26 protein-coding genes are annotated in these 23,481 nt (G+C 71.3%); 19 read left to right on the top strand and 7 right to left on the bottom strand.

Features of this window, described 5'->3' with window-relative positions:
* Positions 1 to 148 precede the first annotated feature (148 nt).
* The 3 genes from ACQPXB_RS34560 to ACQPXB_RS34550 all read left to right on the top strand — a co-directional run bounded on the left by ACQPXB_RS34560 (position 149) and on the right by ACQPXB_RS34550 (position 3,498).
* Positions 149 to 844: a response regulator transcription factor gene (locus ACQPXB_RS34560; RefSeq protein WP_366582568.1), complete on the top strand. Its 696-nt coding sequence runs from the start codon at positions 149 to 151 to the stop codon at positions 842 to 844.
* Complete coding sequence (locus tag ACQPXB_RS34555; RefSeq protein ID WP_366582569.1) at positions 841 to 1,887, top strand: HAMP domain-containing sensor histidine kinase; 1,047 nt, start codon at positions 841 to 843, stop codon at positions 1,885 to 1,887. The genes ACQPXB_RS34560 and ACQPXB_RS34555 overlap by 4 nt, the downstream gene beginning before the upstream one ends.
* Positions 1,888 to 1,959: 72 nt before the next feature.
* A complete protein-coding gene (locus ACQPXB_RS34550; protein WP_386952376.1) occupies positions 1,960 to 3,498 on the top strand; it encodes a DUF4153 domain-containing protein in 1,539 nt (512 codons plus the stop codon).
* On the opposite strand, the gene ACQPXB_RS34545 is transcribed toward ACQPXB_RS34550, so the two are convergent.
* Positions 3,495 to 3,866, bottom strand: a complete 372-nt coding sequence (locus ACQPXB_RS34545) for an SSI family serine proteinase inhibitor (protein ID WP_364066719.1) — start codon at positions 3,864 to 3,866, stop codon at positions 3,495 to 3,497. The two genes, ACQPXB_RS34550 and ACQPXB_RS34545, sit on opposite strands and share 4 nt — an antisense overlap.
* Positions 3,867 to 3,894: 28 nt before the next feature.
* Positions 3,895 to 5,544, bottom strand: a complete 1,650-nt coding sequence (locus ACQPXB_RS34540; protein WP_366582571.1) for a PucR family transcriptional regulator — start codon at positions 5,542 to 5,544, stop codon at positions 3,895 to 3,897.
* Between the two features lie 146 nt (positions 5,545 to 5,690).
* Between ACQPXB_RS34540 and ACQPXB_RS34535 the strand changes: the two genes are divergently transcribed.
* From ACQPXB_RS34535 to ACQPXB_RS34520, 4 genes are all read left to right on the top strand, one after another.
* Positions 5,691 to 7,181: a CoA-acylating methylmalonate-semialdehyde dehydrogenase gene (locus tag ACQPXB_RS34535; RefSeq protein WP_432845826.1), complete on the top strand. Its 1,491-nt coding sequence runs from the start codon at positions 5,691 to 5,693 to the stop codon at positions 7,179 to 7,181.
* Positions 7,182 to 7,296: 115 nt separating this feature from the next.
* The gene (locus ACQPXB_RS34530; RefSeq protein WP_366582573.1) at positions 7,297 to 8,163 is read left to right on the top strand and encodes an aldo/keto reductase; all 867 of its coding nucleotides are present in this window, start codon (positions 7,297 to 7,299) and stop codon (positions 8,161 to 8,163) included.
* On the top strand, positions 8,160 to 8,987 hold the full coding sequence (locus ACQPXB_RS34525) for an oxidoreductase (protein ID WP_386952382.1): 828 nt from the start codon (positions 8,160 to 8,162) through the stop codon (positions 8,985 to 8,987). Before ACQPXB_RS34530 ends, ACQPXB_RS34525 begins: the two co-directional genes overlap by 4 nt.
* A complete protein-coding gene (locus ACQPXB_RS34520) occupies positions 8,980 to 9,564 on the top strand; it encodes a TetR/AcrR family transcriptional regulator (protein ID WP_432845825.1) in 585 nt (194 codons plus the stop codon). Before ACQPXB_RS34525 ends, ACQPXB_RS34520 begins: the two co-directional genes overlap by 8 nt.
* Before the next feature lie 52 nt (positions 9,565 to 9,616).
* On the opposite strand, the gene ACQPXB_RS34515 is transcribed toward ACQPXB_RS34520, so the two are convergent.
* Genes ACQPXB_RS34515 through ACQPXB_RS34495 form a run of 5 tightly spaced genes read right to left on the bottom strand, consistent with a single transcriptional unit; the run spans position 9,617 to position 12,867 of the window.
* On the bottom strand, positions 9,617 to 10,120 hold the full coding sequence (locus ACQPXB_RS34515) for a hypothetical protein (protein WP_386952388.1): 504 nt from the start codon (positions 10,118 to 10,120) through the stop codon (positions 9,617 to 9,619).
* On the bottom strand, positions 10,117 to 10,617 hold the full coding sequence (locus ACQPXB_RS34510; protein WP_432845824.1) for a hypothetical protein: 501 nt from the start codon (positions 10,615 to 10,617) through the stop codon (positions 10,117 to 10,119). Before ACQPXB_RS34510 ends, ACQPXB_RS34515 begins: the two co-directional genes overlap by 4 nt.
* Positions 10,614 to 11,867 carry a WXG100 family type VII secretion target gene (locus tag ACQPXB_RS34505; protein ID WP_432845823.1) on the bottom strand — a complete coding sequence of 418 codons (1,254 nt, stop codon included), beginning with the start codon at positions 11,865 to 11,867 and terminating at the stop codon, positions 10,614 to 10,616. Before ACQPXB_RS34505 ends, ACQPXB_RS34510 begins: the two co-directional genes overlap by 4 nt.
* Positions 11,864 to 12,187, bottom strand: a complete 324-nt coding sequence (locus tag ACQPXB_RS34500; RefSeq protein ID WP_386952396.1) for a type VII secretion target — start codon at positions 12,185 to 12,187, stop codon at positions 11,864 to 11,866. Before ACQPXB_RS34500 ends, ACQPXB_RS34505 begins: the two co-directional genes overlap by 4 nt.
* Positions 12,187 to 12,867: a YbaB/EbfC family nucleoid-associated protein gene (locus ACQPXB_RS34495; protein ID WP_432845822.1), complete on the bottom strand. Its 681-nt coding sequence runs from the start codon at positions 12,865 to 12,867 to the stop codon at positions 12,187 to 12,189. Before ACQPXB_RS34495 ends, ACQPXB_RS34500 begins: the two co-directional genes overlap by 1 nt.
* Before the next feature lie 135 nt (positions 12,868 to 13,002).
* On the opposite strand from ACQPXB_RS34495, the gene hrcA reads away from it, so the two are divergent.
* The 12 genes from hrcA (at position 13,003) to ACQPXB_RS34435 (ending at position 23,469) form a co-directional block, all read left to right on the top strand.
* On the top strand, positions 13,003 to 14,028 hold the full coding sequence (hrcA, locus tag ACQPXB_RS34490; RefSeq protein WP_386952402.1) for a heat-inducible transcriptional repressor HrcA: 1,026 nt from the start codon (positions 13,003 to 13,005) through the stop codon (positions 14,026 to 14,028).
* A gap of 36 nt (positions 14,029 to 14,064) precedes the next feature.
* A complete protein-coding gene (gene dnaJ / locus ACQPXB_RS34485; protein WP_366582581.1) occupies positions 14,065 to 15,231 on the top strand; it encodes a molecular chaperone DnaJ in 1,167 nt (388 codons plus the stop codon).
* 3 nt (positions 15,232 to 15,234) lie between these two features.
* Positions 15,235 to 15,987: a 16S rRNA (uracil(1498)-N(3))-methyltransferase gene (locus ACQPXB_RS34480; RefSeq protein ID WP_386952407.1), complete on the top strand. Its 753-nt coding sequence runs from the start codon at positions 15,235 to 15,237 to the stop codon at positions 15,985 to 15,987.
* A 521-nt stretch (positions 15,988 to 16,508) separates the two neighbouring features.
* Positions 16,509 to 16,865: a histidine triad nucleotide-binding protein gene (locus ACQPXB_RS34475; protein WP_366582583.1), complete on the top strand. Its 357-nt coding sequence runs from the start codon at positions 16,509 to 16,511 to the stop codon at positions 16,863 to 16,865.
* A gap of 90 nt (positions 16,866 to 16,955) precedes the next feature.
* The gene (locus ACQPXB_RS34470; protein WP_366582584.1) at positions 16,956 to 18,035 is read left to right on the top strand and encodes a PhoH family protein; all 1,080 of its coding nucleotides are present in this window, start codon (positions 16,956 to 16,958) and stop codon (positions 18,033 to 18,035) included.
* Positions 18,032 to 18,613 carry an rRNA maturation RNase YbeY gene (gene ybeY, locus ACQPXB_RS34465; RefSeq protein WP_432845821.1) on the top strand — a complete coding sequence of 194 codons (582 nt, stop codon included), beginning with the start codon at positions 18,032 to 18,034 and terminating at the stop codon, positions 18,611 to 18,613. The genes ACQPXB_RS34470 and ybeY overlap by 4 nt, the downstream gene beginning before the upstream one ends.
* Positions 18,614 to 18,622: 9 nt before the next feature.
* Positions 18,623 to 19,972 carry a CNNM domain-containing protein gene (locus ACQPXB_RS34460; protein ID WP_366582586.1) on the top strand — a complete coding sequence of 450 codons (1,350 nt, stop codon included), beginning with the start codon at positions 18,623 to 18,625 and terminating at the stop codon, positions 19,970 to 19,972.
* On the top strand, positions 19,965 to 20,300 hold the full coding sequence (locus ACQPXB_RS34455) for a cytidine deaminase (protein WP_366582587.1): 336 nt from the start codon (positions 19,965 to 19,967) through the stop codon (positions 20,298 to 20,300). Before ACQPXB_RS34460 ends, ACQPXB_RS34455 begins: the two co-directional genes overlap by 8 nt.
* A complete protein-coding gene (gene era / locus ACQPXB_RS34450) occupies positions 20,300 to 21,199 on the top strand; it encodes a GTPase Era (RefSeq protein WP_366582588.1) in 900 nt (299 codons plus the stop codon). The genes ACQPXB_RS34455 and era overlap by 1 nt, the downstream gene beginning before the upstream one ends.
* 60 nt (positions 21,200 to 21,259) lie before the next feature.
* Positions 21,260 to 21,619 carry a CD225/dispanin family protein gene (locus tag ACQPXB_RS34445; RefSeq protein WP_366582589.1) on the top strand — a complete coding sequence of 120 codons (360 nt, stop codon included), beginning with the start codon at positions 21,260 to 21,262 and terminating at the stop codon, positions 21,617 to 21,619.
* Positions 21,616 to 22,065 (top strand): DUF2752 domain-containing protein, encoded by a 450-nt coding sequence (locus tag ACQPXB_RS34440; RefSeq protein ID WP_432845820.1) that lies wholly within the window; start codon positions 21,616 to 21,618, stop codon positions 22,063 to 22,065. Before ACQPXB_RS34445 ends, ACQPXB_RS34440 begins: the two co-directional genes overlap by 4 nt.
* 195 nt (positions 22,066 to 22,260) lie before the next feature.
* Positions 22,261 to 23,469, top strand: coding sequence for an RDD family protein (locus tag ACQPXB_RS34435; RefSeq protein WP_432845819.1), 1,209 nt, complete (start codon positions 22,261 to 22,263; stop codon positions 23,467 to 23,469).
* Positions 23,470 to 23,481: the final 12 nt, after the last annotated feature.

Below are 23,481 nucleotides of genomic sequence, written 5' to 3'. Positions count from 1 at the left end.
TTGCGCTTCGCCGCCCGGCAGTGCATGACCTGCGTCACAATCTGCCGGTATCTTCTGCGCAAAGTGAACGAAACACGACGGCAGTTCTCCACAAGATCTCCACAGCTCACCCGGATGGCCTCCACGCCGGTTCCCTAGAGTCAGCGACATGGACAAAGGGGGACGGCGGGTGCTGGTCGTCGAGGACGACCTCACGATCGCCGCGTCGATCGCGGCCCGGCTGCGGGCCGAGGGGTTCACCGTGGACGTGGCCCACGACGGTCCGGCCGCGGTGGCGGGCGAAGCCGAGTTCGGCCCCGACCTCGTGGTGCTCGACGTGATGCTGCCGGGGTTCGACGGGCTCGAGGTGTGCCGCCGGATCCAGGCGCGGCGGCCGGTGCCGGTGCTCATGCTCACCGCGCGGGCCGACGAGACCGACCTGCTCGTGGGCCTCGGCGTGGGGGCCGACGACTACCTGACCAAGCCGTTTTCGATGCGCGTGCTCAGCGCCCGCGTGAGTGCCCTGCTCCGGCGGGTCGAACGGTCGGCGCAGGCCACGGCCCCGGAACGGATCGTGCTGGGCGACCTGGAGATCGACATCGACCAGCGCCGGGTGGCCCGTGGCGGCGTGCCCGCGCAGCTCACGCCCATCGAGTTCGACCTGCTGGTGCACTTCGCGCGCCGGCCGCGAGCGGTTCAGCCGCGCGAACGGCTGCTCAGCGAGGTGTGGGACTGGGACGTGCCGGCGGGCGGCGCCGGCACCCGCGCGGTCGACAGTCACATCAAGGCGTTGCGGCGCAAGCTCGGCGCGGATCTCATCCGCACCGTGCACGGGGTGGGCTACGCGTTGGAGGTGCCGGCGTGAAGGCGCTGCTGTCGAAGGCCGTCGACTTCCTGCCGCGGCCGCTCGACCCGATCCGGTCGATCAAGCTGAAGCTGGCGATCCTCATGCTGGCCGCGGGGGCGATCGCGTTTCTCTTCTTCTGGTCCCGCATCGGCTGGCTGCCGCCCGCGACCACGATCACGGCCATGCTCATCGCCCTGGTCACGTCGCAGATCCTGGCCCACGGCATGACCCGGCCACTGCGGGAGATGACGGCGGCGGCCCGGGCGATGGCGAAGGGCGACTACACGCGCCGCATCCGCGCGACGGCCCGCGACGAGGTCGGTTCGCTGGCTCAGGCGTTCAACCAGATGGCCGCCGACCTCGCGACCGCCGACCAGCAGCGGCGCGAGCTGATCGCGAACGTCTCGCACGAGCTGCGCACGCCCATCACCGCGTTGAGCGGCGTGCTGGAGAACCTGGTGGACGGCGTTTCGTCGCCCGACACCGCGACGCTGCGCACGGCCCTGCACCAGAGCGAACGGCTGGGCCGGCTCGTCACCGAGCTGCTGGACCTCTCGCGCATCGACGCCGGGACGCTGTCGCTGGACCTTTCGCGGGTGGACCTGGAGGAGCTGCTGGCCGAGGTCGCCGCCGAGGCGGAGGCGATGGCCGCGGCGGCGGGGCGCGGTGTGCGCTTCGACGTGTCGGTGTCGCCGCCGGGCGCGTGTGTGCGGGCGGATCGCGAGCGGCTCTACCAGGTCGTGGTGAACCTGCTGGAGAACGCCGCTCGGCATGGTCCCGCCGGTGGCTCGGTGGAGGTCCGCGCGGTCGTGGCCGCGGGGGAGACCCGCATCGAGGTCCGTGACGAAGGCCCCGGCATCCCCGCCGCCGACCGCGACCGCGTCTTCGAACGCTTCACCCGCGGCGAACGCGCCGGTGGCGGAGGGACCGGGCTCGGCCTGGCCATCGCGCGCTGGGTGGTGGAGCTGCACGGCGGGACCATCGCCGTGGTCGAACCCCCGGCCGACGTCGTGCCCGGCGTGGCGCCGGGGTGCCGGATCCGCGTGACGTTGCCGGCCTGATCTTCCTGGCGCTTCCCGGGTGGGGAGCTGCCGCGCTTGATTATTTGCTAATGCGAACACGGAGGCTGTTTCGTGACCGAGGAAAAACCGAGGCCGGCCCACGCGGTGCCGCCGGGGAACGCGGTGGGTGGGACAGTCGAGGGGGCTGCCCCATCCACCGAAGGCGGCGTCGCCGTCGCGGAGCCGTTCACGCCGGTGCTGGTGCGGCCCGTACCGAGGTCGGTGGTGGTGCCGATGGCGGCCGGGGTGCTGCCGGCCGTCGCGGTCGCCGGTGTGGTGACCGCGACGCTGGTGCCGCTGGACCGGCCCGGGATCGGGTGGCTGCTGGCCGCGCTGGTGGTGACGGCGCTGATCGTGGCCGTGGATCGCCGGGCTCGCGAGGAGAAGACGACCCGGCGGGCGAGCGTCGCGTGGGCGGCGCTGGCGCTCGCGTTGCTGGCGGTCGGCGCGGTGCGGGCGTCGGAGTGGCTGTTCGGGTTGTGCGTCGTGGCCGCGATCGTGGCCGGATCGCTCGCGGTGGTGGGGCCGCGGTCGGTGAACTCGGCGCTCTACGACGCGCTCGCCGTGCCGCTGGAGGCGTTCCACGCGATCCCGTGGGTCGCGCGCGGGCTGCGGGGCCGCGGGACGCAGCGCGGTCGCGTGCTCGGCGCCGTGCTGGGGGCGGCGGCGGTGCTGGCGGTGTTCCTGCCGTTGCTGACGAGCGCGGATGCGACCTTCGCCCACTTCGTCGGGTCGCTCGTGCCCGACCTGCGCCTGGATTCGGCCGTGCGGTGGGGATTCCTGTTCTGCGCCGGCGCGTTCGGCACGGCCGGGGCGTACTACGTGCTGGCCTCGCCACCGCGCCGGGCGACCGACGGCGACCGCAAAGCCCAGGGTGACAGTCTCCTGTGGACGGTCCCGCTCGGGACGCTGGTGGTGCTGTTCGGCGCCTACGTCGTGGTGCGGATCGTGGAGTTGTTCGGTGGCCGGGACTACGTGTTGCGTACCGGTGGCCTCACGTCGGCCGAATACGCGCGCGGCGGCTTCTGGCAGCTGTGCGCTTGCACGGTGCTCACGTTGGGCATCATCGCGCTGGCGTTGCGCTGGGCGCCGCGGGAGACGGCCGCGGAACGGCTGCGGCAGCGGGTGCTGCTCGGTGCCCTGGCGGCGCTGAGCCTCGTGCTCGTGGTGTCCGCGTTGAGTCGCATGTGGACCTACCAGCAGGCCTACGGCTTCACCGTGCTGCGAGTGCTCGTGGAGGTCTGCGAGCTCTGGCTCGGCTGCGTGTTCCTGCTCGTCGGGGCGGCGCTGGTCACCCTGCGCTCGTCGTGGCTGCCGCGCGCGGCCATCGCGACGGCCGCCGGCGCGTTGCTGGCGCTCGCCGTCGCGAACCCGGAGGCGCTCATCGCCGGCGCGAACCTCGACCGCGCGGAGCACGGGAAACCGCTCGACCTGGCCTACCTGCGCGGGTTCTCCACCGACATCTTCCCCGTGGTCGCCGAACGGCTGCCGGACGCCGACTGCGTGCTCGGGCCGATGCGTTACGGGGTGGACGACGACAGCTGGCCCGGCTGGAACCTCAGCCGGGCCAGGGCACTCGACGTCGAGCTACCGCCACCGGGGCACTGCTAGAAGCCGAACACTCCCGCGGTCTGGGCGTCGGCCGCGCACTTGTTGGAGAACGTGGCGTGGAACGTGACCGGCTTGCCGTGCCACGTGCCGAAGGCGGCGGCGTCGACCGGGGAATAGATCATCGTGCAGCGCTGCAGCCGCGGCTTGATGTGGGCGATGTCGCCGTCGACGCCCGTGAGGGTGGCACAGGCCGCGTCGGACTTGGGGTGGCTGCCGCCGGCCGGGTCGCAGGTGAGCGAAACCGAGCTGAGACGGCCCGTCGTCTCGTGCAGGCTCAGCTGGAGGGTGGACGCGGGCAGCTGCGGAGCCGCCACACCACTGAGGCCGAGCACGCACGCGGCGATCGGAGCGAAAGAAGAAAACACCATACTTCGGCTATCGGTTGCCGGAAGCTGCTCACTGTGCTGCACGTCCGGGTGAGTTTTCCTCCCCCGAAAGGGTGGGACCACTGGTCAGGTCGTGGGCCAGGAGCGCGACGTAGAGCGACAACATCGACTCCGGGTCTTCCAGCCGCACGCCGAGGACCTGCTCGATCCGCGCGAGCTGCTGGTAGTAGGCCGTGCGCGAGGTGTGGGCCGCGACGGCCGCCGCCGACTTGTTGCCGCCGTGGGCGCAGTAGTGCCGCAACGCCTGCACCAGCCGGCTGCCCGATGCGGCGTCGCGCTGCAGCAGCGGCCCCAGCTCGCGCGCGGCGAACGACGTCACGCGCTCGTCGTCGGCCAGCAGGTGCAGCAGCCCGCGCAGCCGGACGTCACGAAGGCGGTGCAGCGGCCGTTCGGTTTCTTCGCTCAACGCGGCCGCGGCCACCTGCGCGGCCTCGACCAGCGTCCGCCGGGCCTCGGCGGGCCCGGTCACGGTCGTGCCGACGGCGAGCACGGCGGGCGCGCTCGCGCGGGCTTCGTGGATGTCGGCGGCCAGCCGCTGCAGCACGGCGTCGGCGTGCGCCTCCGGCGAAAGGGCGAGCAGGGCCCGCACGCCCGTCTCGTCGGTCGCCACCAGCGCCGACACCTTCGCCCGCCGCGCCGCCAGCGCCGTCGCCTCGGCCAGCTCCCGCAGCAGCAGCGGCGTCGACAGCGACTGCCGCGTGGTCGCCGTGATGCGCGGGCGCACCGCCAAGCCGATCAGCCGCCGCCCGGTCAGCGGCACGGCCAGTGCCGAGGCCCGCGCGAGCAGTTCCGCCGACGGCGCCGGCGAGGCCAGCAGCTCCGTGACCACGGCCCGGTGCGCCAGGCGTTCCAGCGTGTCGGAGTCCCGGGCCACCAGCCGGTGCACGGCCAGCGCCGACGCCGCGCGTTCGGCCACCACGCGGTGACGGTGCGGCGGCGGCTCCGCGCAGACGAGCACGAGCCGGCCCCAGTCGTGGCCGCGGGCGCCGACCACGGTCACGAGCCAGCCCGCGTTCGCGTGGTAACCCGTGCGTTCGCCGAGCTGCACCACGCGTGAGCGCGCCGGCCAGCCCGTGAGCAGCTCGGCCGGGTCCGTACCGGCCGCGTCGTAGGCGAGCACCTCGTGGGCCAGCGTCTCCAGCACCACCGGCTGCTCGGTCAGCCGGGTCACCTCGCCGAGCACCACCCCGGGCTCCGCACCCGCGACGGTGAGCGCGGTGAACGTCTCGTGCACCCGCTCGGCCGCGCGCAGCTCGGCCACCTGCGCGTCGACGATCAGCCCGTTCACGGCCTCGGTCACGGCGACGTAGCGGGTCTCGCGCGACAGCGTGATCAGCGGCAGGCCGCGGTGCTCGGCCGCCTCGACCAGGGCGTTCGGCAGGCGGTCGCTCCAGTGCCGGACCAGCTCCACCACCACGCCGGCCACACCCACCTCGGCGAGGTCGGCGACGTAGCGTGCGAGCGACGGGCCGTCGTCCGGCAGCGCGACGCCGGTGGTGAGCACCAGCTCGCCGCCGCGCAGGAGGTGGGCGATGTCGGCGACCTCGGCCACGTGCGCCCAGCGCACCGGCCGGTCGAGCCCGGCGCTGCCCGCGACGACGTGCGGCCGGCCCTGGCGCAGGGCCGGCAGCGCGAGCACCTCGGACACGGTCGGGTACATCCGGTTCTCGCCCCTCTTTCGCACACCGGCAGGCACAGACTGTACGGCCGGGCGCGGGACTCCGTACACGTTGCCGATGGCGTCCGCGTGGCGCGCGAGCCGAGACTCGGGGGAGACAAGCGCCCCGCGAGCGAGGAGCCGACGCTGTGACCGACCGCATCAGCCACTGGATCGACGGCAAGCCCTACACCGGCGTGGCCGGGCGCACGGGCGACGTGTACGACCCGGCGACCGGCGAGGTCCGGGCGAAGGTGGACTTCGCGGGCCAGGCCGAGGTCGACCAGGCGGTGGCGGCTGCCGCCGCCGCGTTGCCGGGTTGGCGTGGCACCTCGCTGGCCGGGCGCACGCGGGTGCTGTTCGCGTTCCGCGAGCTGCTGTCGGCGCGCAAGCACGAGCTGGCGAAGATCATCACGAGCGAGCACGGCAAGGTCGAGTCCGACGCGGCGGGCGAGATCGCCCGGGCGATCGAGAACGTCGAATACGCGTGCGGCGCCGCGCAGCTGCTCAAGGGCGGCTTCAGCGAGAACGCCTCCACCGGCGTGGACGTGTACTCGATCCTGCAGCCGCTCGGGGTGGTCGGCGTGATCTCGCCGTTCAACTTCCCCGCGATGGTGCCGCTGTGGTTCGTGCCCAACGCGCTGGCGTGCGGCAACACCGTGGTGCTCAAGCCGAGCGAGAAGGACCCGTCGGCCTCGCTGTTCATCGCCGAGCTGCTCGCCGAGGCCGGGCTGCCCGCGGGCGCGCTCAACGTGCTGCACGGCGACAAGGCCGCCGTCGACGGGTTGCTGGAACACCGGGACGTCAAGGCGATCTCGTTCGTCGGCTCCACGCCGATCGCGCGCTACGTCTACGAAACGGGCACCCGCCACGGCAAGCGCGTGCAGGCGCTCGGCGGGGCGAAGAACCACATGGTCGTGCTTCCCGACGCCGACCTCGACCTCGCCGCCGACGCCGCCGTGTCGGCCGGGTTCGGGTCCGCGGGGGAGCGGTGCATGGCGGTGTCGGTGGTGGTGGCCGTCGACCCGGTCGGCGACGAGCTGGTGGCGAAGATCACCGAGCGGATGTCCCGGCTGCGCGTCGGCGACGGCCGCGAGCCGGACTCGGAGATGGGTCCCCTGGTGACCAAGGCGCACCACCAGCGGGTGACGTCCTATGTGGACGCCGGCGTCGCCGAAGGCGCGGAGCTCGTGGTGGACGGGCGCGGCATCGAGATCGCCGGCGACGGTTTCTGGCTCGGCCCGACGTTGTTCGACCGCGTCGGACCCGGGATGTCGGTCTACACCGACGAGATCTTCGGCCCGGTGCTCTCGGTGGCGCGCGCGACGAGCTTCGACGACGCGCTCGGCCTGGTCAACGCCAGCCCCTACGGCAACGGCACCGCGATCTTCACCGGCGACGGCGCGGCCGCGCGGCGCTACCAGAACGAGGTGGAGGTGGGCATGGTCGGCGTGAACGTGCCCATCCCGGTGCCCGTCGGCTACTACTCGTTCGGCGGCTGGAAGGACTCGCTCTTCGGCGACACCCACGCGTACGGGCCCGAGGGATTCCACTTTTTCACGCGCACGAAGGTGGTCACCTCGCGCTGGCCGGACACCTCGCACGCCGGGGTGAACCTGGGTTTCCCGAAGAACAGCTGATCTCCTGGCCCGGGGCAGCTTCGCGGGGTGCTGCACCCGGGTCAGGTTGGCGGGCTCGCCGGAACGGGCGTAAAGTGAACTGTACGTTCAGTTCACTTTTGAAGGAGAACGTTCCATGTCAGCACAGCCCGCGAAGTCGTCCGGCACGTTCGCGATCGGCGGGGACCTGCCCGTCGTGCGGCTCGGGTTCGGCGCGATGCAGCTGCCCGGCCCCGGCGTGTGGGGGGAGTCTCGTGACCCGGAGGGGGCCGTGCGCGTGCTGCGCAGGGCCGTCGAGCTCGGGGTCAACCTCATCGACACCGCCGACTCGTACGGCCCGTTCGTGGCCGACCTGCTCATCCGCGAAGCCCTGCACCCGTACGCCGACGACCTGGTGATCGCCACCAAGGCCGGGTTCACCCGGCAGGGCCCGAACCAGTGGACCCCCGTCGGCCGGCCCGAGTACCTGCGCCAGCAGGTGGAGCTGAACCTGCGCCACCTCGGCCTCGAGCGCATCGACCTGCTGCAGCTGCACCGCATCGACCCGAAGGTGCCCGTCGCGGACCAGGTCGGGGAGCTCGCCACGCTGCAGTCGGAGGGCAAGATCCGGCACATCGGCCTGTCGGAGATCTCGGTCGAGGATCTCGTCGAGGCGCAGAAGACGGCCACGATCGTCTCGGTGCAGAACCGCTTCAACCTGGCCGACCGGTACTCCGAGCCGCTGCTGGACCACGTGGCGAAGGAGGGCATCGCGTTCATCCCGTGGTTCCCGCTGGCCACGGGTTCGCTGGCGGGTCCGGACAGCCCGCTTTCGCAGGTGTCGAAGGAACACGGCGCGTCGCCCTCGCAGCTCGCGCTGGCGTGGCTGCTCAAGCGTTCGCCGGTGATGCTGCCGATCCCGGGCACGTCCAGCGTCGGTCACCTCGAGGACAACGTGGCGGCGGCCGAGATCGAGCTGACCGACGACGAGTTCGCGGCGCTGAGCAAGGCGGCTTCTCGATGAGCGTCTGGTTCGTCACCGGCGCGTCGCGGGGTTTCGGCCTCGAGATCGTGCGGGCGGCGCTGGAGCGCGGTGACCAGGTCGTGGCCACCGCGCGCCAGGCGTCGGCCGTGGAGAAGGAGTTTCCCGGCAATCCGTCGGTCCTGGCGGTGGCGCTCGACGTGACCGACGAGGCTGCCGCGGCCGCGGCCGTCGGTGCGGCTTTGGATCGGTTCGGGCGCATCGACGTGCTGGTGAACAACGCCGGCCGCGGCCTGCTCGGCGCCGTGGAGGAGGCGTCGGACGCGGCCGTGCGCGCGGTGTTCGACGCCAACGTGTTCGGCCTGCTCTCCGTGACGCGCGCGGTGCTGCCCGTGCTGCGGCGGCAGCGTTCGGGGCACGTGGTGAACATCAGCTCGGTCGGCGGCTTCACGACCGGCCCGGGCTGGGGCGTGTACGGGGCGACGAAGTTCGCCGTCGAGGCGCTTTCCGAGGCGCTGCACGGGGAACTGGCGCCGCTCGGCGTGCCCGTGACGGTGGTCGAGCCGGGCTTCTTCCGCACCGACTTCCTCGACTCGTCGAGCCTGCACCGCGCCGAGGACGAGATCGCCGACTACGCGGCCTCCGCCGGCGCGACCCGCGCGGCGGCGGATTCCCGCAACCACGAGCAACCGGGCGACCCGCGCAAGGCGGCGCTCGCGATCGTTTCCGTCGTGGCTTCGCCCTCGCCGCCCCTGCGCCTCCAGCTGGGCGCCGACTCGGTCGCCCGGGTGGAAGCGAAACTCGACTTCGTCCGCGACGAACTTTCCCGCTGGCGCGAGCTTTCGGTCTCCACGGACCATGCCTGACGACACGTCCTTGCGGCCCCGCAGCGCGCGCGCCCACGCGTGCGCGCTGTCGGCCGCGCGCGAACTCCTCGCCGAGGGCGGCCTCCCGGCCGCCACGGTCGACGCCATCAGCGCCCGGTCCGGCGTCAGCAAGGCGACGCTGTACAAGCACTGGCCCAGCCGCACCGCCTTGGCCGCGGAGGCCTTCGGGCGCGAGATGGCGGATGCCCTGCCGCTCCCGTCCACGGGCGATCCACGGGCGGACCTGGTGGAGCAGGTGCGGCAGGTTTCGGCGTTCTGCGCGGGTGCGACCGGCGAGGTCTTCGCTCAGCTGCTCGCCGCGTGCGTCACGGACCCTTCGGCGGCCCCGTTCTTCCGGGAGTTCTTTTTGGACGGTCGCCGGGCCGCCATTGCCGTTTTGTGGCAGCGTTTGGTGGACGCCGGCCAGGCCGCACCGTCGGTGGACGCCGAGACGGCGACGGATGTTTTGTTCGGGCCACTCATCTTCCGCCGCCTGACGGGCCACGCGCCACTGACGGTCGCCGAGGCCGACGCGATCTCCTCGGCGGCGCTGGAGGGGTTGCTCAAGCGGGAATGACGTTGACGATCTGCCGGTTCTGGGCAGGGTGCGGCCGCGGCCTGGTCGGCGTTCACGAGGGGATCACGTTGATGATCAGCTTGGTCTTCGGGTACAGGCACAGCGTGTTGTTCCGCTCCGGCTTGATCTTCTCCCAGGTTTCGCGGTCGGTGGAATAGGTCTTCCCTCCGACGCGGACCTCCCAGCGGGCCATGGTGTGGGTACTGCCCGGGGAGTGGAACAGCCCGATCGGGTAGGCGTCCGTCGTCGGCGATCTGCCGAAGTCGTGGGTCCACCCGCTGACCACCACCAGCGGCCTGTGCAGGTCGCGGTAACGCCGGGCGCACAACACCAGGCACACCAAGGCAAGCAGCACGATGAACGGGAACGCGCCCAACGACTCGGCCCGCTGGGGCCCTTCGAACACGTTCGTGGCCGTCGGCAGCACCACGCACAGCAGCGCCGCGATCACCCCGACGACCAGGCACAGCCAGAACGTGAAGTCGAGGACGATGCGACGCTGCGACGGGTGGAGCCGCCCGGCGAGATTGGCCGTGGCGATTTCGTCGACGTTCACGACGGGATGACGTTCACGATCACCTTGCCATTGGGGGTGAGGTAGATCGTGTTCTCGTGCTCGGGGCGGAACTTGGCGTGGACGTCGTGGTCGATCTGTCGCCTCAGGCCGTTGAAAGCGACGGTGTGCATCGGATTGCCGCCCTGGCTTTTGATTGTGTACAGCAGGATCGGGTAGTTCTTCGGCAGCGGTCGGCTCAGCGCAGCGTCGTGCGTGAAGCCCGTAAAGGTCGTGATCGTGCCTTTGCGGAGGAAGAGCAGACGGCGTACGCAGAAGACCAGGAGCACCAGCATGATGACGATGACCGGGACGGCGAACACGTAGCCGTACCCCTGTTGGTAACCGGGCATGCGCACCAGTGCGTAGAACCCGGCCACGAAGAGGACCACGGCGAACCAGAAGTAAAATTCCAGCACGTTGCGCCACTGTGAGGGGTGGAGCCGGCCCTCGCGGTTGAAGCGGTCGACTTCGGCCTGGTCCACGTTCTTGTCGCTCACTCGGACTTTTCCCTGCTGCCACCTTCGGGCGCGCCGGCCTTCTCGCCTTCGCCACCCTCGGACTCTTCCTTGTGTTCTTTCTCGTAGGCTTCGGATCCTTCGTGGTACCGATCGGCTTGCTCGTTCATCTGACGGCGTGTTTCGGAGCCGACGCCGACGGTGTCGGCCGGCTTCCAGTCCGGAACCCCGTTGCCCGTCCCCCACTCCGAGGGCTTGAGGAAACTGCGGCCGTCTTCGGAGTACTTCTCACCCAACTTCGTTTCGTTCTCGGTCTTCGGGAAAAGGTAGTCCGCCGTGCCTTCCTTCCACCCCTCGGCGCGCTCGGCCGCGGTCTTGGCGTGGGCGGCGTCTTTGAGTTCGCCGCCCTTCTTCTCGAGGTTCACCGCGGCGTCGAGGCTCTTGTCGGAGATCTTGTCGGCGACCTTGCCGAGCTTCTGGAGCGCCTTGGACGCTTCCTCGATCGCGCCCTTGGCCTTGCCTGCGCTCTCGGCGAGCTTGTCGAGCTTCGCGACGATCTGGGTGATCCGGCTGCTGATCTTCTCCGCGAGGATCCCGCCTTCGACGACGGTGTCCGCGATGAACGCGGCGATCGTGCCGCCGAACGTGCACCACGAAGCGGCGAGGGCGGCGAGCGCCTTGATGATCAGTTCGCCGACGAAGGACGAGATCATGTCGCGGATCAGCCCGCGTTCGGTGCCGACGAGTGCGCCCGCGACGTTCATCGCGCCCGAGGCGCCGGTGGCCTGCCCGGCGGCGCCTCGCAGGACCGCGACGTATCCCTGCGCCGACTTCTGGTAAGCCTGGCCACCAGCGCCCTGGAAGTCCGGCGCCACTTTCGCGGCGGCCTGTTCGTACTGGTCCGCGCTCGCCGAGAGCTGCTTGGAGATGTTCGTCCAGGTCACGGCCTTGGCGGTGATCTCCTCGGGGTTGCCCGCGAGCTTGTCGAGCCCCTCCTTGAGGAAGCTGATGTGCTCGATCAGCCAGCCGACCCCGGCGCTCGCCAGCGAGCCGAGCGGGTCCATCGCCATGCCCAGCAGGTCGAGACCGTCCGTCGCGACGTCCATGCCGAAGTTGAGCCAGTCACCGTTGCGAAAATCGGTGATCGACGACGCCGCGTCGCTGAAGATGCCGCTGCCCGCGTACTGAGCGTTGAGGTTGTCCAGCTCGTTGCTCGATGAACCCATCTGGGTCATGAGCCCACTCGACGACTCTGTGGTCGCGACCAGCGGGTTCTCCTGCGTCTCGGTCATGCCGGGAGCTCCTTGCCGAACGAGTTGACCTTGTCCTTCGTGTTCTGTTCGTTCGTGTCGTAGTGGTCGTGGGCTCGCTGGAGCTTGTCGGCCATGCCGTCGGCGCACGTGGCGACGACGCCGATGAAATCCGTCGCCGACGAGAGGTACGTCTGCAAGGGGAGGGCGAACACCTGCCCGACGAGACCGAACGCCCAGTCGTTCAAGGCCTGACCGGACGCCGTCGCGTCGGCGGCGGTGTGGACTCCGGCCGCGATGTCCTGCACCTCACCCTTGTGCGTCTGCAGAGCCTCGAGATTCACCTGCTGCGTGCCGGCCATCAGTAGCCCCTCCCCAGGATCGAGCCGCCGTTGTAGTAGTCGTCGTCATCGGAGGTGTCGGCCGCGGGGCGCGAAGGGCGGGCCGGGGGAGCGGGTGGGCGCATCCCAGGAGCCCCAGGAGTCCCGGGAACCCCAGGAGCCGGCGGTCGAGGAGGAGGCGGCGGCGTGCCACCGTCCTCGTCCCGATTGAAGAATTGTCGCGTTTCCGGCGGCGCCGGCGGGGTTTCCTCGGGCACTTCCGGAGTCGGAATCTGCTCGTCGAGGAATTTCATCGCGTCGCTGTTTTCGCCGATGAGGGGGGCCATGATGGCGTGCAGCTGCTGGGCCGCCTGGGCCTGCGCGCGGTGTGCGGTGGCGACGACGGCGGCGGCGAGCGCGCTGCGGCTGATCTCGTCGGCGCGGGGGCCGAAGCTGAGCTGTTGCAGGGCTCCGCTGGTGTTCACGGTGACGGTCACCGCGCCGTCGTTGCTCGTCGCCGTGGCGGCGACGCGCTTGAGGCGCTCCTGGGCCTCCGCGGCTCGCTGTCCGATTTCGGCGATTTCGGGTGCGCGCCCGTTATTGTCCACGACTGCCCTCGGCTCTTGGGGATTCACCACGTTCTTCTGAGGCAGCAAACCGGTTAACGGTTCCCCTAGCAAGCGAAGATTTGATATGTCCGGTTCGCCGTTATTAATGGCCATTTGCCATTCTTTTACCTTCGCCCGGCCGCCGCCCGCGGGCGGCCGAGACACCACCGTGTCCGCGGGGTTGAGCGCCGGGCACTCAGGCTTCCGTAAACTCGTTGTGAGTAGCGGGTCGAAAGCAGGGAGGTGCCGGTGGCGAACACGGACGAGCGTCGCTTCGAGGTGCTGCGCGCGATCGTGGCCGACTACGTCTCGAACCAGGAGCCGGTGGGTTCCAAGACGATCGTCGAGCGGCACAACCTGGGCGTTTCGAGCGCGACGGTGCGCAACGACATGGCCGCGCTCGAGGAAGAGGGGTACATCACCCAGCCGCACACCAGCGCGGGGCGGATCCCCACGGACAAGGGCTACCGGCTGTTCGTGGACAAGCTCTCGGAGATCAAGCCGCTCTCGGCGGCCGAGCGGCGGGCGATCACGTCGTTCCTCGACTCGGGCACCGACCTCGACGACGTGCTGCGCCGGTCGGTGCGGCTGCTCGCGCAGCTGACCCGGCAGGTCGCGGTGGTGCAGTACCCGATGCTGACCAACGCGGCGGTGCGCCACCTCGAAGTGGTCCCGCTCACGCCGGCGCGGCTGATGCTGGTGCTCATCACCGACTCGGGCCGGGTCGACCAGCGTACGGTCGACCTCGGCGACGTGCTCACCGAGGAGAACGTGCTGCGCCTGCGGACCGTGCTCAACGGCGCGCTCGCCGGGCGCCGCCTGGTCGAAGCCGCCGCGCGCGTGGCCGAGCTGCCCGAGGTGGCGCCGAACGAGCTGCGCGACAGCCTCACCCGCATCTGCACGGTGCTGGTCGAGTCGCTGGTCGAGCACCCGGAGGAACGCCTGGTGCTCGGCGGCACGGCCAACCTCACCCGCAACGTCGCCGACTTCCCGGGCTCGCTGCGGCAGGTCCTCGAAGCGCTCGAGGAGCAGGTGGTCGTGCTCAAGCTGCTGGCCGCGGCTCGCAACCCCGGTGCGGTGACGGTCCTCATCGGCGAGGAAAATGAAGACGAGCAGATGCGCAGCACCTCGGTCGTGTCGATCGGCTACGGCCGGGACGACATGCTGCTGGGAGGAATGGGCATCGTCGGACCCACCCGGATGGACTACCCGGGCACCATCGCGGCCGTCCGCGCGGTGGCCAACTACGTGGGGCAGATCCTGTCCGGCCGCTGACGGCCCGGGCAGAGCAGAAGGAGAAGGCAGAAAAACGTGGCGAGGGACTACTACGGGATCCTCGGGGTGGCCAAGAACGCGTCGGATCAGGAGATCAAGCGCGCGTACCGCAAGCTGGCCCGTGAGCTGCACCCCGACGTGAACCCGTCGGAGGACGCGCAGCACAAGTTCGGCGAGGTGACCACCGCCTACGAGGTGCTCTCCGACCCGCAGAAGCGCAAGATCGTCGACCTCGGCGGCGACCCGATGGACTCGGGCGCGCGCGGCGGCGGTGGCGGCGACCCGTTCGCCGGCTTCGGCGGGCTGGGCGACATCATGGACGCGTTCTTCGGTGCGGCCGGCGGTGGCGGCGGAGGACGTGGCCGGGGGCCGCGCAGCCGCGTGCAGCCGGGCTCCGACGCGCTGATCCGCCTCGCGCTCACGCTCGAGGAGTGCGCCACCGGCGCCGACCGCGAGATCACCGTCGACACGGCCGTGGTCTGCGACCTGTGCCGCGGCGCGGGCACCGCGGAGGGCACCACCACCAAGACCTGCGACACCTGCGGCGGCGCCGGCGAGGTGCAGTCGGTGCAGCGCTCGTTCCTCGGCCAGGTCGTCACGGCCCGCCCGTGCCCGGTCTGCCGCGGCTTCGGCGAGGTCATCCCCGACCCGTGCCGCCAGTGCGGCGGCGACGGGCGCATCCGCGCGCGCCGCAACGTCACGGCGAAGATCCCGCCGGGCGTCGGCGACGGCATGCGCATCCGGCTCTCCGGCCAGGGCGAGGTCGGCCCCGGCGGCGGCCCCGCGGGCGACCTGTACGTGGAGATCGACGAGCTGCCCCACGAGGTCTTCGTGCGGGAGGGCAACGAGCTGCACTGCAACTTCCGCATCCCGATGACCACGGCGGCGCTCGGCGCGACCGTGCCGATCAGCACGCTCGTCGACGGCGACTACGAGCTCGACGTCGAACCCGGCACCCAGCCCAACACCGAGCTCGTGCTCACGGGCAAGGGCATGCCGCGGCTGCGCTCGTCCGGGCGCGTCGACGGCCGCGGCGACCTCCACGTGCACATCGACGTGGTGGTGCCGACCAAGCTCGACGAGGCCCAGCGCGACCTGCTCGTGGAGCTGGCCCAGCAGCGCGGCGAAGAGGTGCCGACGCTGGCGGCCAACGGCAGCAAGCACGGCGGCCTGTTCTCCAAGCTGCGCACGAAGCACCGCTGACCCGTGCCCGACACCACGCTGCCGGTCTTCCTCGCCACCGCCGTACCCGACCGGGGTTCGGCCGTGCTCGACGGCGAGGAAGCCCGGCACGCCGCCACCGTGCGCCGGCTGCGCGTGGGGGAGCAGCTCGTGCTCTCCGACGGCGCCGGCGCCATGGCCCGCTGCGTCGTCGACGCGGTGCAGACCGGGCGAGACGCGTTCCTCACCCTGACGGTCGTCGAACGCTGGGACGAGGAACCTCCTGCGCTGCGCGTCCACGTCGCGCAGGCGCTGGCCAAAGGCGACCGCGGTGAGCTGGCCGTGGAGCTCGCCACCGAGGCCGGCGCCGACGCGATCGTGCCGTGGCGCGCCGCCCGCAGCGTCGCGAAGTGGGAAGACGGCACGCGCGGCGACAAGGCGCTGGCCCGCTGGCGCGCGACCGCCCGCGCCGCCGCCAAACAAGCTCGTCGCGCCCACGTGCCCGAGGTGATCGAGCCCGTCGGCACCCGCGAGCTCGCCCAGCTGGCCGCCACGATGTCCCGCACGCTCGTGCTGGAGTCGGGCGTGACCAGCCGCCTCACGGAAATCAGCCTCCCGGACACCGGCGACATCCTGCTCGTCGTCGGCCCCGAAGGCGGCATCACCGACGACGAGCTGGCCACGCTCGAAGCCGCCGGCGCCACCACCGTCCGCCTCGGCCCGACCGTGCTGCGCACCTCCACCGCGGCCGCCGTCGCCCTCGGCGCCCTCGGCGCGCTGACCGGCCGCTGGGCCTGACCAACGGACACCGCCACCGGACACGTTGCGGGCCCATTTTGCGGCGAGTCATGGCGCGATCACGCTCCGAGCAGCTACGCTCGTCACCAACGCGCAAGACGTTTCGACGCGCCACTGGGTGGGTAACCCCTGGTGGCGCGTACCCGAAACCGCGTACGTCACAAGCTCCGCCGGGCACCTCCCCCCTCGGTCCGGCGGCGCCGCGGCGGCGCGGTGGGCCGACCCCCAGGGCCCACCGCCCCCGCGGCATCTCCTCGTCGTCGGCTGTCGTCGACGATCCTTCGGATCGGCTTCGCCGTCCGAGGAGATGCGTATTGTCCGGGGGCCGAGCCCCCGGAACCCCCACGGTGCGGTGGTTGCCAAGGGGGTCGAGCCGCCGGAGCCCCGAGGTGCGGTGGTTGCCAAGGGGGCCGAGGCCCCGGAGCCCCGAGGTGCGGTGGTTGCCGAGGGGGTCGAGCCGCCGGAGCCCCTGCGGTGCGGTGGGCGCCGATCATGGCGGGGCGGGTTTGTAGGGTGGGCGCATGAGTGATGCGGAGACGTTGTTCGAGCGGATCATCGCGGGGGAGATCCCGGCGGATGTGGTGTACGAGGACGACCGGACGTTCGCGTTCCGCGATATCAATCCGCAGGCCAAGGTGCACGTGCTGGTGGTGCCGAAGAAGCGCTACCGCAACGTGGGCGAGCTGGCCGCTTCGGATCCGGAGCTGCTGAGCGCCGTGGTGCTGAGCGCCCGCAAGGTGGCCGAGCTCGAGGGCATCGTGGAGTCCGGGTACCGCGTGGTGTTCAACACCGACGGCGACGCGGGACAGACCGTCTTCCACGTCCACGCGCACGTGCTGGGCGGCGAGCAGCTCGGGTTGTTCGGACGCCACGCCTAAACCGACCTGCGGTGGGCAGTCGCGAGCAAGTAGCATCGGCAACGTCAGAAGTCCGTCAGGCGAAGCAGCAGAAAGCAGGCCAGAGGCCACGTGGCCGGAACCGCACAGGGTGGAGCCGCCCGACCCGACGCCACCGCCGGCAAGGCGGCGCAGTCGAAGAACGAGGACGCCACCCCCGTGGCCCAGTCCCGCTTCCCCATCCCCGAAGCCGCCGTCCTGAGCCTGCTCGGCTCGCGTGACGAGAACCTGCGCGTCGCCGAGGAGCTCCTCGCCGCCGACGTGCACGTCCGCGGCAACGAAGTGACCCTCACCGGCGCGCCCGCCGACGTGGCGTTCGCCGAACGCGTCTTCACCGACCTCGTGCAGCTCGCCACCGGCGGCCAGCAGGTCGGCCCCGACACGGTGCGCCGCACCGTCGGCATGCTGTCCTCCGGCGACGCGTCCCCGGCCGAGGTCCTGAGCCTCAACATCGTCTCCCGCCGCGGCAAGACGATCCGGCCCAAGACGCTCAACCAGAAGCGCTACGTCGACGCCATCGACAAGCACACCATCGTCTTCGGCATCGGCCCCGCCGGTACCGGCAAGACGTACCTCGCCATGGCGAAGGCCGTGCAGGCGCTGCAGGCCAAGCAGGTCACGCGCATCGTGCTGACCCGTCCCGCCGTCGAGGCGGGCGAGCGGCTCGGCTACCTGCCCGGCACGCTCAACGAGAAGATCGACCCGTACCTGCGCCCGCTCTACGACGCGCTGCACGACATGGTCGAGCCCGAGTCGATCCCGCGCCTCATGCAGGCCGGCACGATCGAGATCGCGCCGCTCGCGTACATGCGCGGCCGCACGCTGAACGACGCCTTCATCATCCTCGACGAGGCCCAGAACACCACGCCCGAGCAGATGAAGATGTTCCTGACGCGCCTCGGCTTCGGCTCGAAAATCGTGGTCACCGGTGACATCACGCAGGTCGACCTGCCCAACGGCCAGAAGAGCGGCCTGCGCGTGGTCCGCGACATCCTCGACGGTGTCAACGACCTCCACTTCGCCGAGCTGACCAGCCAGGACGTGGTGCGCCACCGGCTCGTCGGCGACATCGTCGACGCGTACGAGAAGTGGCAGGCCGTGCAGGACGCCCAGGACCAGCAGCAGGGCGGCTGGAAGGGCAACCGCCGATGAGCATCGAGATCGCCAACGAGTCGGGCGTCGACGTCGACGAGACGTCGATCGTCTCGGCCGCGCGCTACGCGCTCGACAAGATGGAGGTCAGCCCGCTCGCCGAGCTGTCCATCCTGCTCGTCACGCTCGAAGTCATGGAAGACCTGCACGAACGCTGGATGGACCTGCCCGGGCCCACCGACGTGATGGCCTTCCCGATGGACGAGCTCGACTCGTCGCGCCGCCCCGACGCGCCCGACGCGTCGCCGGCGCTGCTGGGCGACATCGTGCTGTGCCCGGCGTTCGCGAAGGACCAGGCGAAGACCGCGGGCCACGCGCTGATCGACGAGCTGCACCTGCTCACCGTCCACGGCGTGCTGCACCTGCTCGGCTACGACCACGCCGAGCCGGCCGAGGAACGCGAGATGTTCGGCCTGCAGAAGCGCATCCTGACGGAGTTCCAGTCGGCCGTGGCCGAGCTGAACCGGAAGAACGCGCAGCGCAACGCCGACGACCGCGTGCTCGGCATCGCGGGCTTGGACACGCCGGACGTGGCGACGACCCCGACCGCGGCGAAACCGGCCGAGGAAACCCCCTAGGCAGCGATCATGGGCAGTCCCACGGCACAGCTGGTCGTCGCGGTGGCGCTCGTGCTGCTGGCGGGGGTGTTCGCGGCCGCCGACGCGGCCGTCAGCACCGTTTCGCAGGCCCGCACCGAAGGGCTCGTGCGCATCGGCCGGGCCGGTGCGCGCCAGCTCGCCGCCGTCGTCGCCGAACGCCGCCGCCACATCAACCTGCTCCTGCTGCTGCGCCTCGGCTGCGAGCTCACGGCCACGGTCCTGGTCACCGTGTCGTTCCTCGCCTGGTTCGGCAAGCTGTGGCTCGCCGTGCTCGTCTCCGCCGTGGTGATGGTGGTGGTGAGCTACGTGCTCATCGGCGTCGGGCCGCGCACCATCGGCCGCCAGCACCCCTACCGCGTCGGCACGATCGTCGCCGGGCCCGTACGCGTCCTCGGCTCGATCCTCGGCCCGCTCTCGCGGCTGCTGATCGTGATCGGTAACGCGATCACCCCCGGCCAGGGCTTCCGCGAAGGCCCGTTCACCTCCGAAGTCGAGCTGCGCGAGCTGGTCGACCTCGCGCAGGAACGCGGCGTGGTCGAGGACTCCGAGCGCGAGATGATCCACTCGGTGTTCGAGCTGGGCGACACGATCGCGCGCGAGGTGATGGTGCCGCGCACCGAGATCGTGTGGATCGAGCGCACCAAGACCGTGCGCCAGGCGCTCGCGCTCGCCCTGCGCACCGGCTTCACGCGCGTGCCGGTGATCGACGAGTCCGTGGACGACATCGTCGGCGTGGTGAACATCAAGGACCTGATGCCGGCGTACATGGACCCGGACGGCCCGAGCACGGTCGTGGACCAGGTCATGAACCCGGCGAGCTACGTGCCCGACTCCAAGCGGCTCGACGAGCTGCTCAAGGAGATGCAGCGCACGCACAACCACATGGCCATCGCGGTCGACGAGTACGGCGGCACCGCGGGCCTGCTGACCATCGAGGACATCCTCGAGGAGATCGTCGGCGAGATCACCGACGAGTCCGACACCGACGAGCGGCCCGACGTCGAGGAGCTCGAGGGCGGCGCGGTGCGCGTGTCGTCCCGGTTGAGCGTCGACGACCTCGGTGAGCTCTTCGGCATCGACCTCGAGGACCACGACGTGGAGACCGTGGGCGGGCTGCTCGCGGAGCGACTGGGTAGGGTCCCTCTTCCGGGGGCCGAAGCCGAGGTCGCCGGCCTTCGGCTGTTCGCCGAAGGGGGCAAGGACCGCCGTGGCCGCATGCGGATCACGTCGGTCGTCGTCCACCCGGCCGACGCGGACGCCGTGACCGAGTCCGGCACGCGCCGGCGCACCCGGGTGCCCCAGCCCGAAGAACGCGACAGGAGAGTCGAACATGCCTGACCTCGACGCCGAGGACCAGAAGCTCGTCACGCTGGCCCGGTCGGCACGCGCCCGCGTCGGCGCCGAGGAGGGCGCGGCCGTGCGCGACACCGACGGCCGGACGTACACCGCGGTGACCGTCGACCAGCCCTCCTTCAAGCTCACGGCCGTGCAGGCCGCCGTCGCGGCCGCGCTGTCGAGCGGCGCCGAAGGGCTCGAGGCGGCGGCCGTGGTGACGGGCGACGCGCTGGTGCAGGAGGCGTCGGTGCAGGCGGTCCGCGACGTCGCGAAGACCGCGCCGATCATCCTGGCCGACCCGAAGGGCGACGTCGTCGAGGTGCTGCGCTGATGGCCGGCGCGCACCGCTCCGGCTTCGCCTGCTTCGTCGGCCGTCCCAACGCGGGCAAGTCGACGCTCACGAACGCGCTCGTCGGCTCGAAGGTCGCCATCACCTCCAGCAAGCCGCAGACGACCCGGCACGCGATCCGCGGCATCGTGCACCGCGAGGACGCGCAGCTGGTCATCATCGACACGCCCGGCCTGCACCGCCCGCGCACGCTGCTCGGGCAGCGGCTCAACGACGTGGTGCACGAGACGTGGTCCGAAGTGGACGTCGTCGGGTTCTGCGTGCCCGCCAACGAAAAGATCGGCCCCGGGGACAAGTTCATCGCCGCCGAGCTGACGAAGATCGCCCGGCGCACGCCGGTGATCGGCGTGGTGACCAAGACCGACCTGGTGAAGCCCGAGCAGGTGGCCGAGCAGCTGCTGGCGCTGCAGGGCGTGATGGAGTTCGCCGACCTCGTGCCGGTGTCCGCTGTGGACGGTTTCCAGGTGCAGACCGTGGCCGACCTGCTCGTGGCGCGGCTGCCGGAAGGCCCGCAGCTCTACCCGGGCGGCGAGCTCACCGACGAGCCCGAGATGACGCTCGTGGCCGAACTGATCCGCGAGGCGGCACTCGAAGGCGTGCGTGACGAGCTGCCGCACTCCATCGCCGTGACGGTGGAGGAGATGCTGCCGCGCGAAGGCCGCGACGACCTCGTGGACGTGCACGCGTTCCTGTACGTGGAGCGGCCCAGCCAGAAGGGCATCATCCTCGGGCACAAGGGTGAACGCCTGCGTGAGGTCGGAGCCGCGGCGCGCAAGCAGATCGAGGGCCTGCTGGGCTCGAAGGTGTACCTCGACCTGCACATCAAGGTGGCCAAGGACTGGCAGCGCGACCCGAAGCAGCTGCGCCGTCTCGGCTTTTGACGCCGCGCTGCGGGCGGTAGCGTCAGTACCCTCGCCCACGACCGACAGCAGGGGGACGCGATGACCGGCCCGTACCCGCCACCCGGCGGGCCGTACCCGCCGCCTCCCGGCGGCCCGTACTACTACGGCGGCCCACAGCCGAACTTCCCGCCGCCGCCGGACAACCGGCTCGTGTGGGGCATCCTCACCACGATCTTCTGCTGCCTGCCGCTCGGGATCGTGTCCATCGTGAAGGCCAACGAGGTCAACTCCCTGTGGTACCAGGGCCGCTTCGCCGAAGCGCAGCACGCCGCGGACCAGGCGGGGAAGTGGGCCATGTGGTCGGCGCTGGCGATTCCGATCGGCATCGTGGCGTACCTGCTGGTGGTTTTGTTCGTGTTCCTGATCGCGGGGACGTCCGCCGGGTTCTGGTCGTCGTGAGCACCGTCTACACGGGAATCCCGGCGCGGGGCGCGCGAGCCACGGCGCGGGCGCTGGCGGGCCCGGCGGCCGTGGTCGCGGGCCTCGGCGTGTGCTGCGCGGCGGTGTGGTTCGGCGATCCGACGACGCCGGGCGGGCCGTTGCCGGTGTGCCCCACCAAGTTCCTCTTCGGCATCGACTGCCCCGGCTGCGGCGGCATGCGGATGGCCTACAGCCTCATGCACGGCGACCTCGCCGGCGCCGTGCACTACAACGCGGTGGCGCTCGTGTTTGTGGCGCTGTTCGCGTGGAGCGGTGTCGTGTGGACCGTCGGGCGGCTGCGCGGACGGGCGGTCCGGTCGTGGCTGCACTGGCGCCGCACGCCGCTCGTGGTGGCGGTGGTGTTCGCGATCTGGTTCGTGGTGCGGAACCTGCCGTTCGCGCCGTTCACCGGTTTGTCGGTCTGAGTTTCCCTGCCGCCGGAACCGTCTTCGCTTCCCGTTCGTCGTACGGGTTTCCGGCCGCCACCCGGTGCGGGCGCCTACCTGGGCCGACCTCGTCCGGACCAGGTACGCTCCCGCGCACCGGCCCGTCCTCATCGGACTCGGCCGGTTCTCGCGTGCCACCGCACGCGGGTCAGGACGAGCGAGGGGGAGAACACGATGACCGATCCCTACGGCCGGCCCATGGGGCAGCCGCAGGGCCAGCCGCCCTTCGGACAACCGCAAGGGCAGCAGCCGTTCGGAGCACCCGGCGGCTTCGGCCAGCAACCGCCTTCGGGCGGGTTCCCCCAGCAGCCCGGCGGTTTCGGGCAACAGCCCGGTTTCGGGCAGCCGGGTCAGGCGCAGCCGGGCTTCGGCCAGCCGGACGCGCAGGGCCAGCCGGGCTTCGGACAGCCCGGGTTCGGTCAGCCGCCCGCCGGTGGTTTCGGCCAGCCGCCCACGTTCGGGCAGCCCGGCGGGTTCGGCCAGCCGAACCCGTACGGCCCGCCCGGTGGCGCCTACGCGAACTGGGGCCAGCGCGCCGGCGCCTACCTGATCGACTTCGGGCCGTTCCTCGCCGCGATCATCATCGCCCTGCTCGTCTCGATCGCGTCGTGGAGCGCCGGGGCGATCATCTACGGGCTCGCGATCTTCGGGAACATCGGCTGGCAGATCTACAACCGCTGGATCACGGCCGGGAACACGGGGCAGTCGCTCGGCAAGCGCGTCGTCGGCATCAAGCTCGTCAGCGAGGCCACCGGGCAGCCGATCGGCGCCGGCATGGCGTTCCTGCGCGACCTCGCGCACGTCCTCGACGGCTTCCTCTGCTCGCTCGGTTACCTGTGGCCGCTGTGGGACGCCAAGTCCCAGACGTTCTCGGACAAGATCGTCGGCACAATCGTCGTGCCCGCCGACGCCGCGCCCGCGGGCCAGGCGGGGCAGCCGGGCTTCGGCCAGCAGCAGCCCTTCGGCGGCGGGTTCCCGCCCGCCGGGCAGCAGCCGGGCGGGTTCGCCCAGCAGCCCGCCGGGTTCGGCCAGCAGCCGAGCGGGTTCGGCGCGCAGCCCGGGTTCGGGCAGCCGGCCGCCGGCGGTTTCGGCCAGCCGGGCCAGGCGCCGTCGGGCGGTTTCGGCCAGCCGGGTGCCCCGGCGAGCGGCGGGTTCGCGCAGCCGGGCGCCGAGTCGCCGGGTGCGACCGCGTTCGAGCAGGCCGAGCCCACGCAGATGCTCAAGCCGGGCGGCGGCGCCGCGCAGCCCGAGAGCGGCGCGTTCGACGGAGCCGAGCGCACGCAGATGCTGCAGCCGGGTTCGCCGGCCGTGGAAGCGCCCGCGCCGCCCGCGGAGACGCAGAAGATCCAGCCGGGCGAGTTCGGCCAGCCGCCCCAGCAGTGACCCGCGAAGCTG

The sequence above is a fragment of the Amycolatopsis sp. CA-161197 genome (assembly GCF_050942255.1).
Lineage (GTDB): Bacteria > Actinomycetota > Actinomycetes > Mycobacteriales > Pseudonocardiaceae > Amycolatopsis.
Note: the sequence above shows the minus strand (reverse complement) of the source record. Positions and strands in the feature narration are given on the sequence as shown.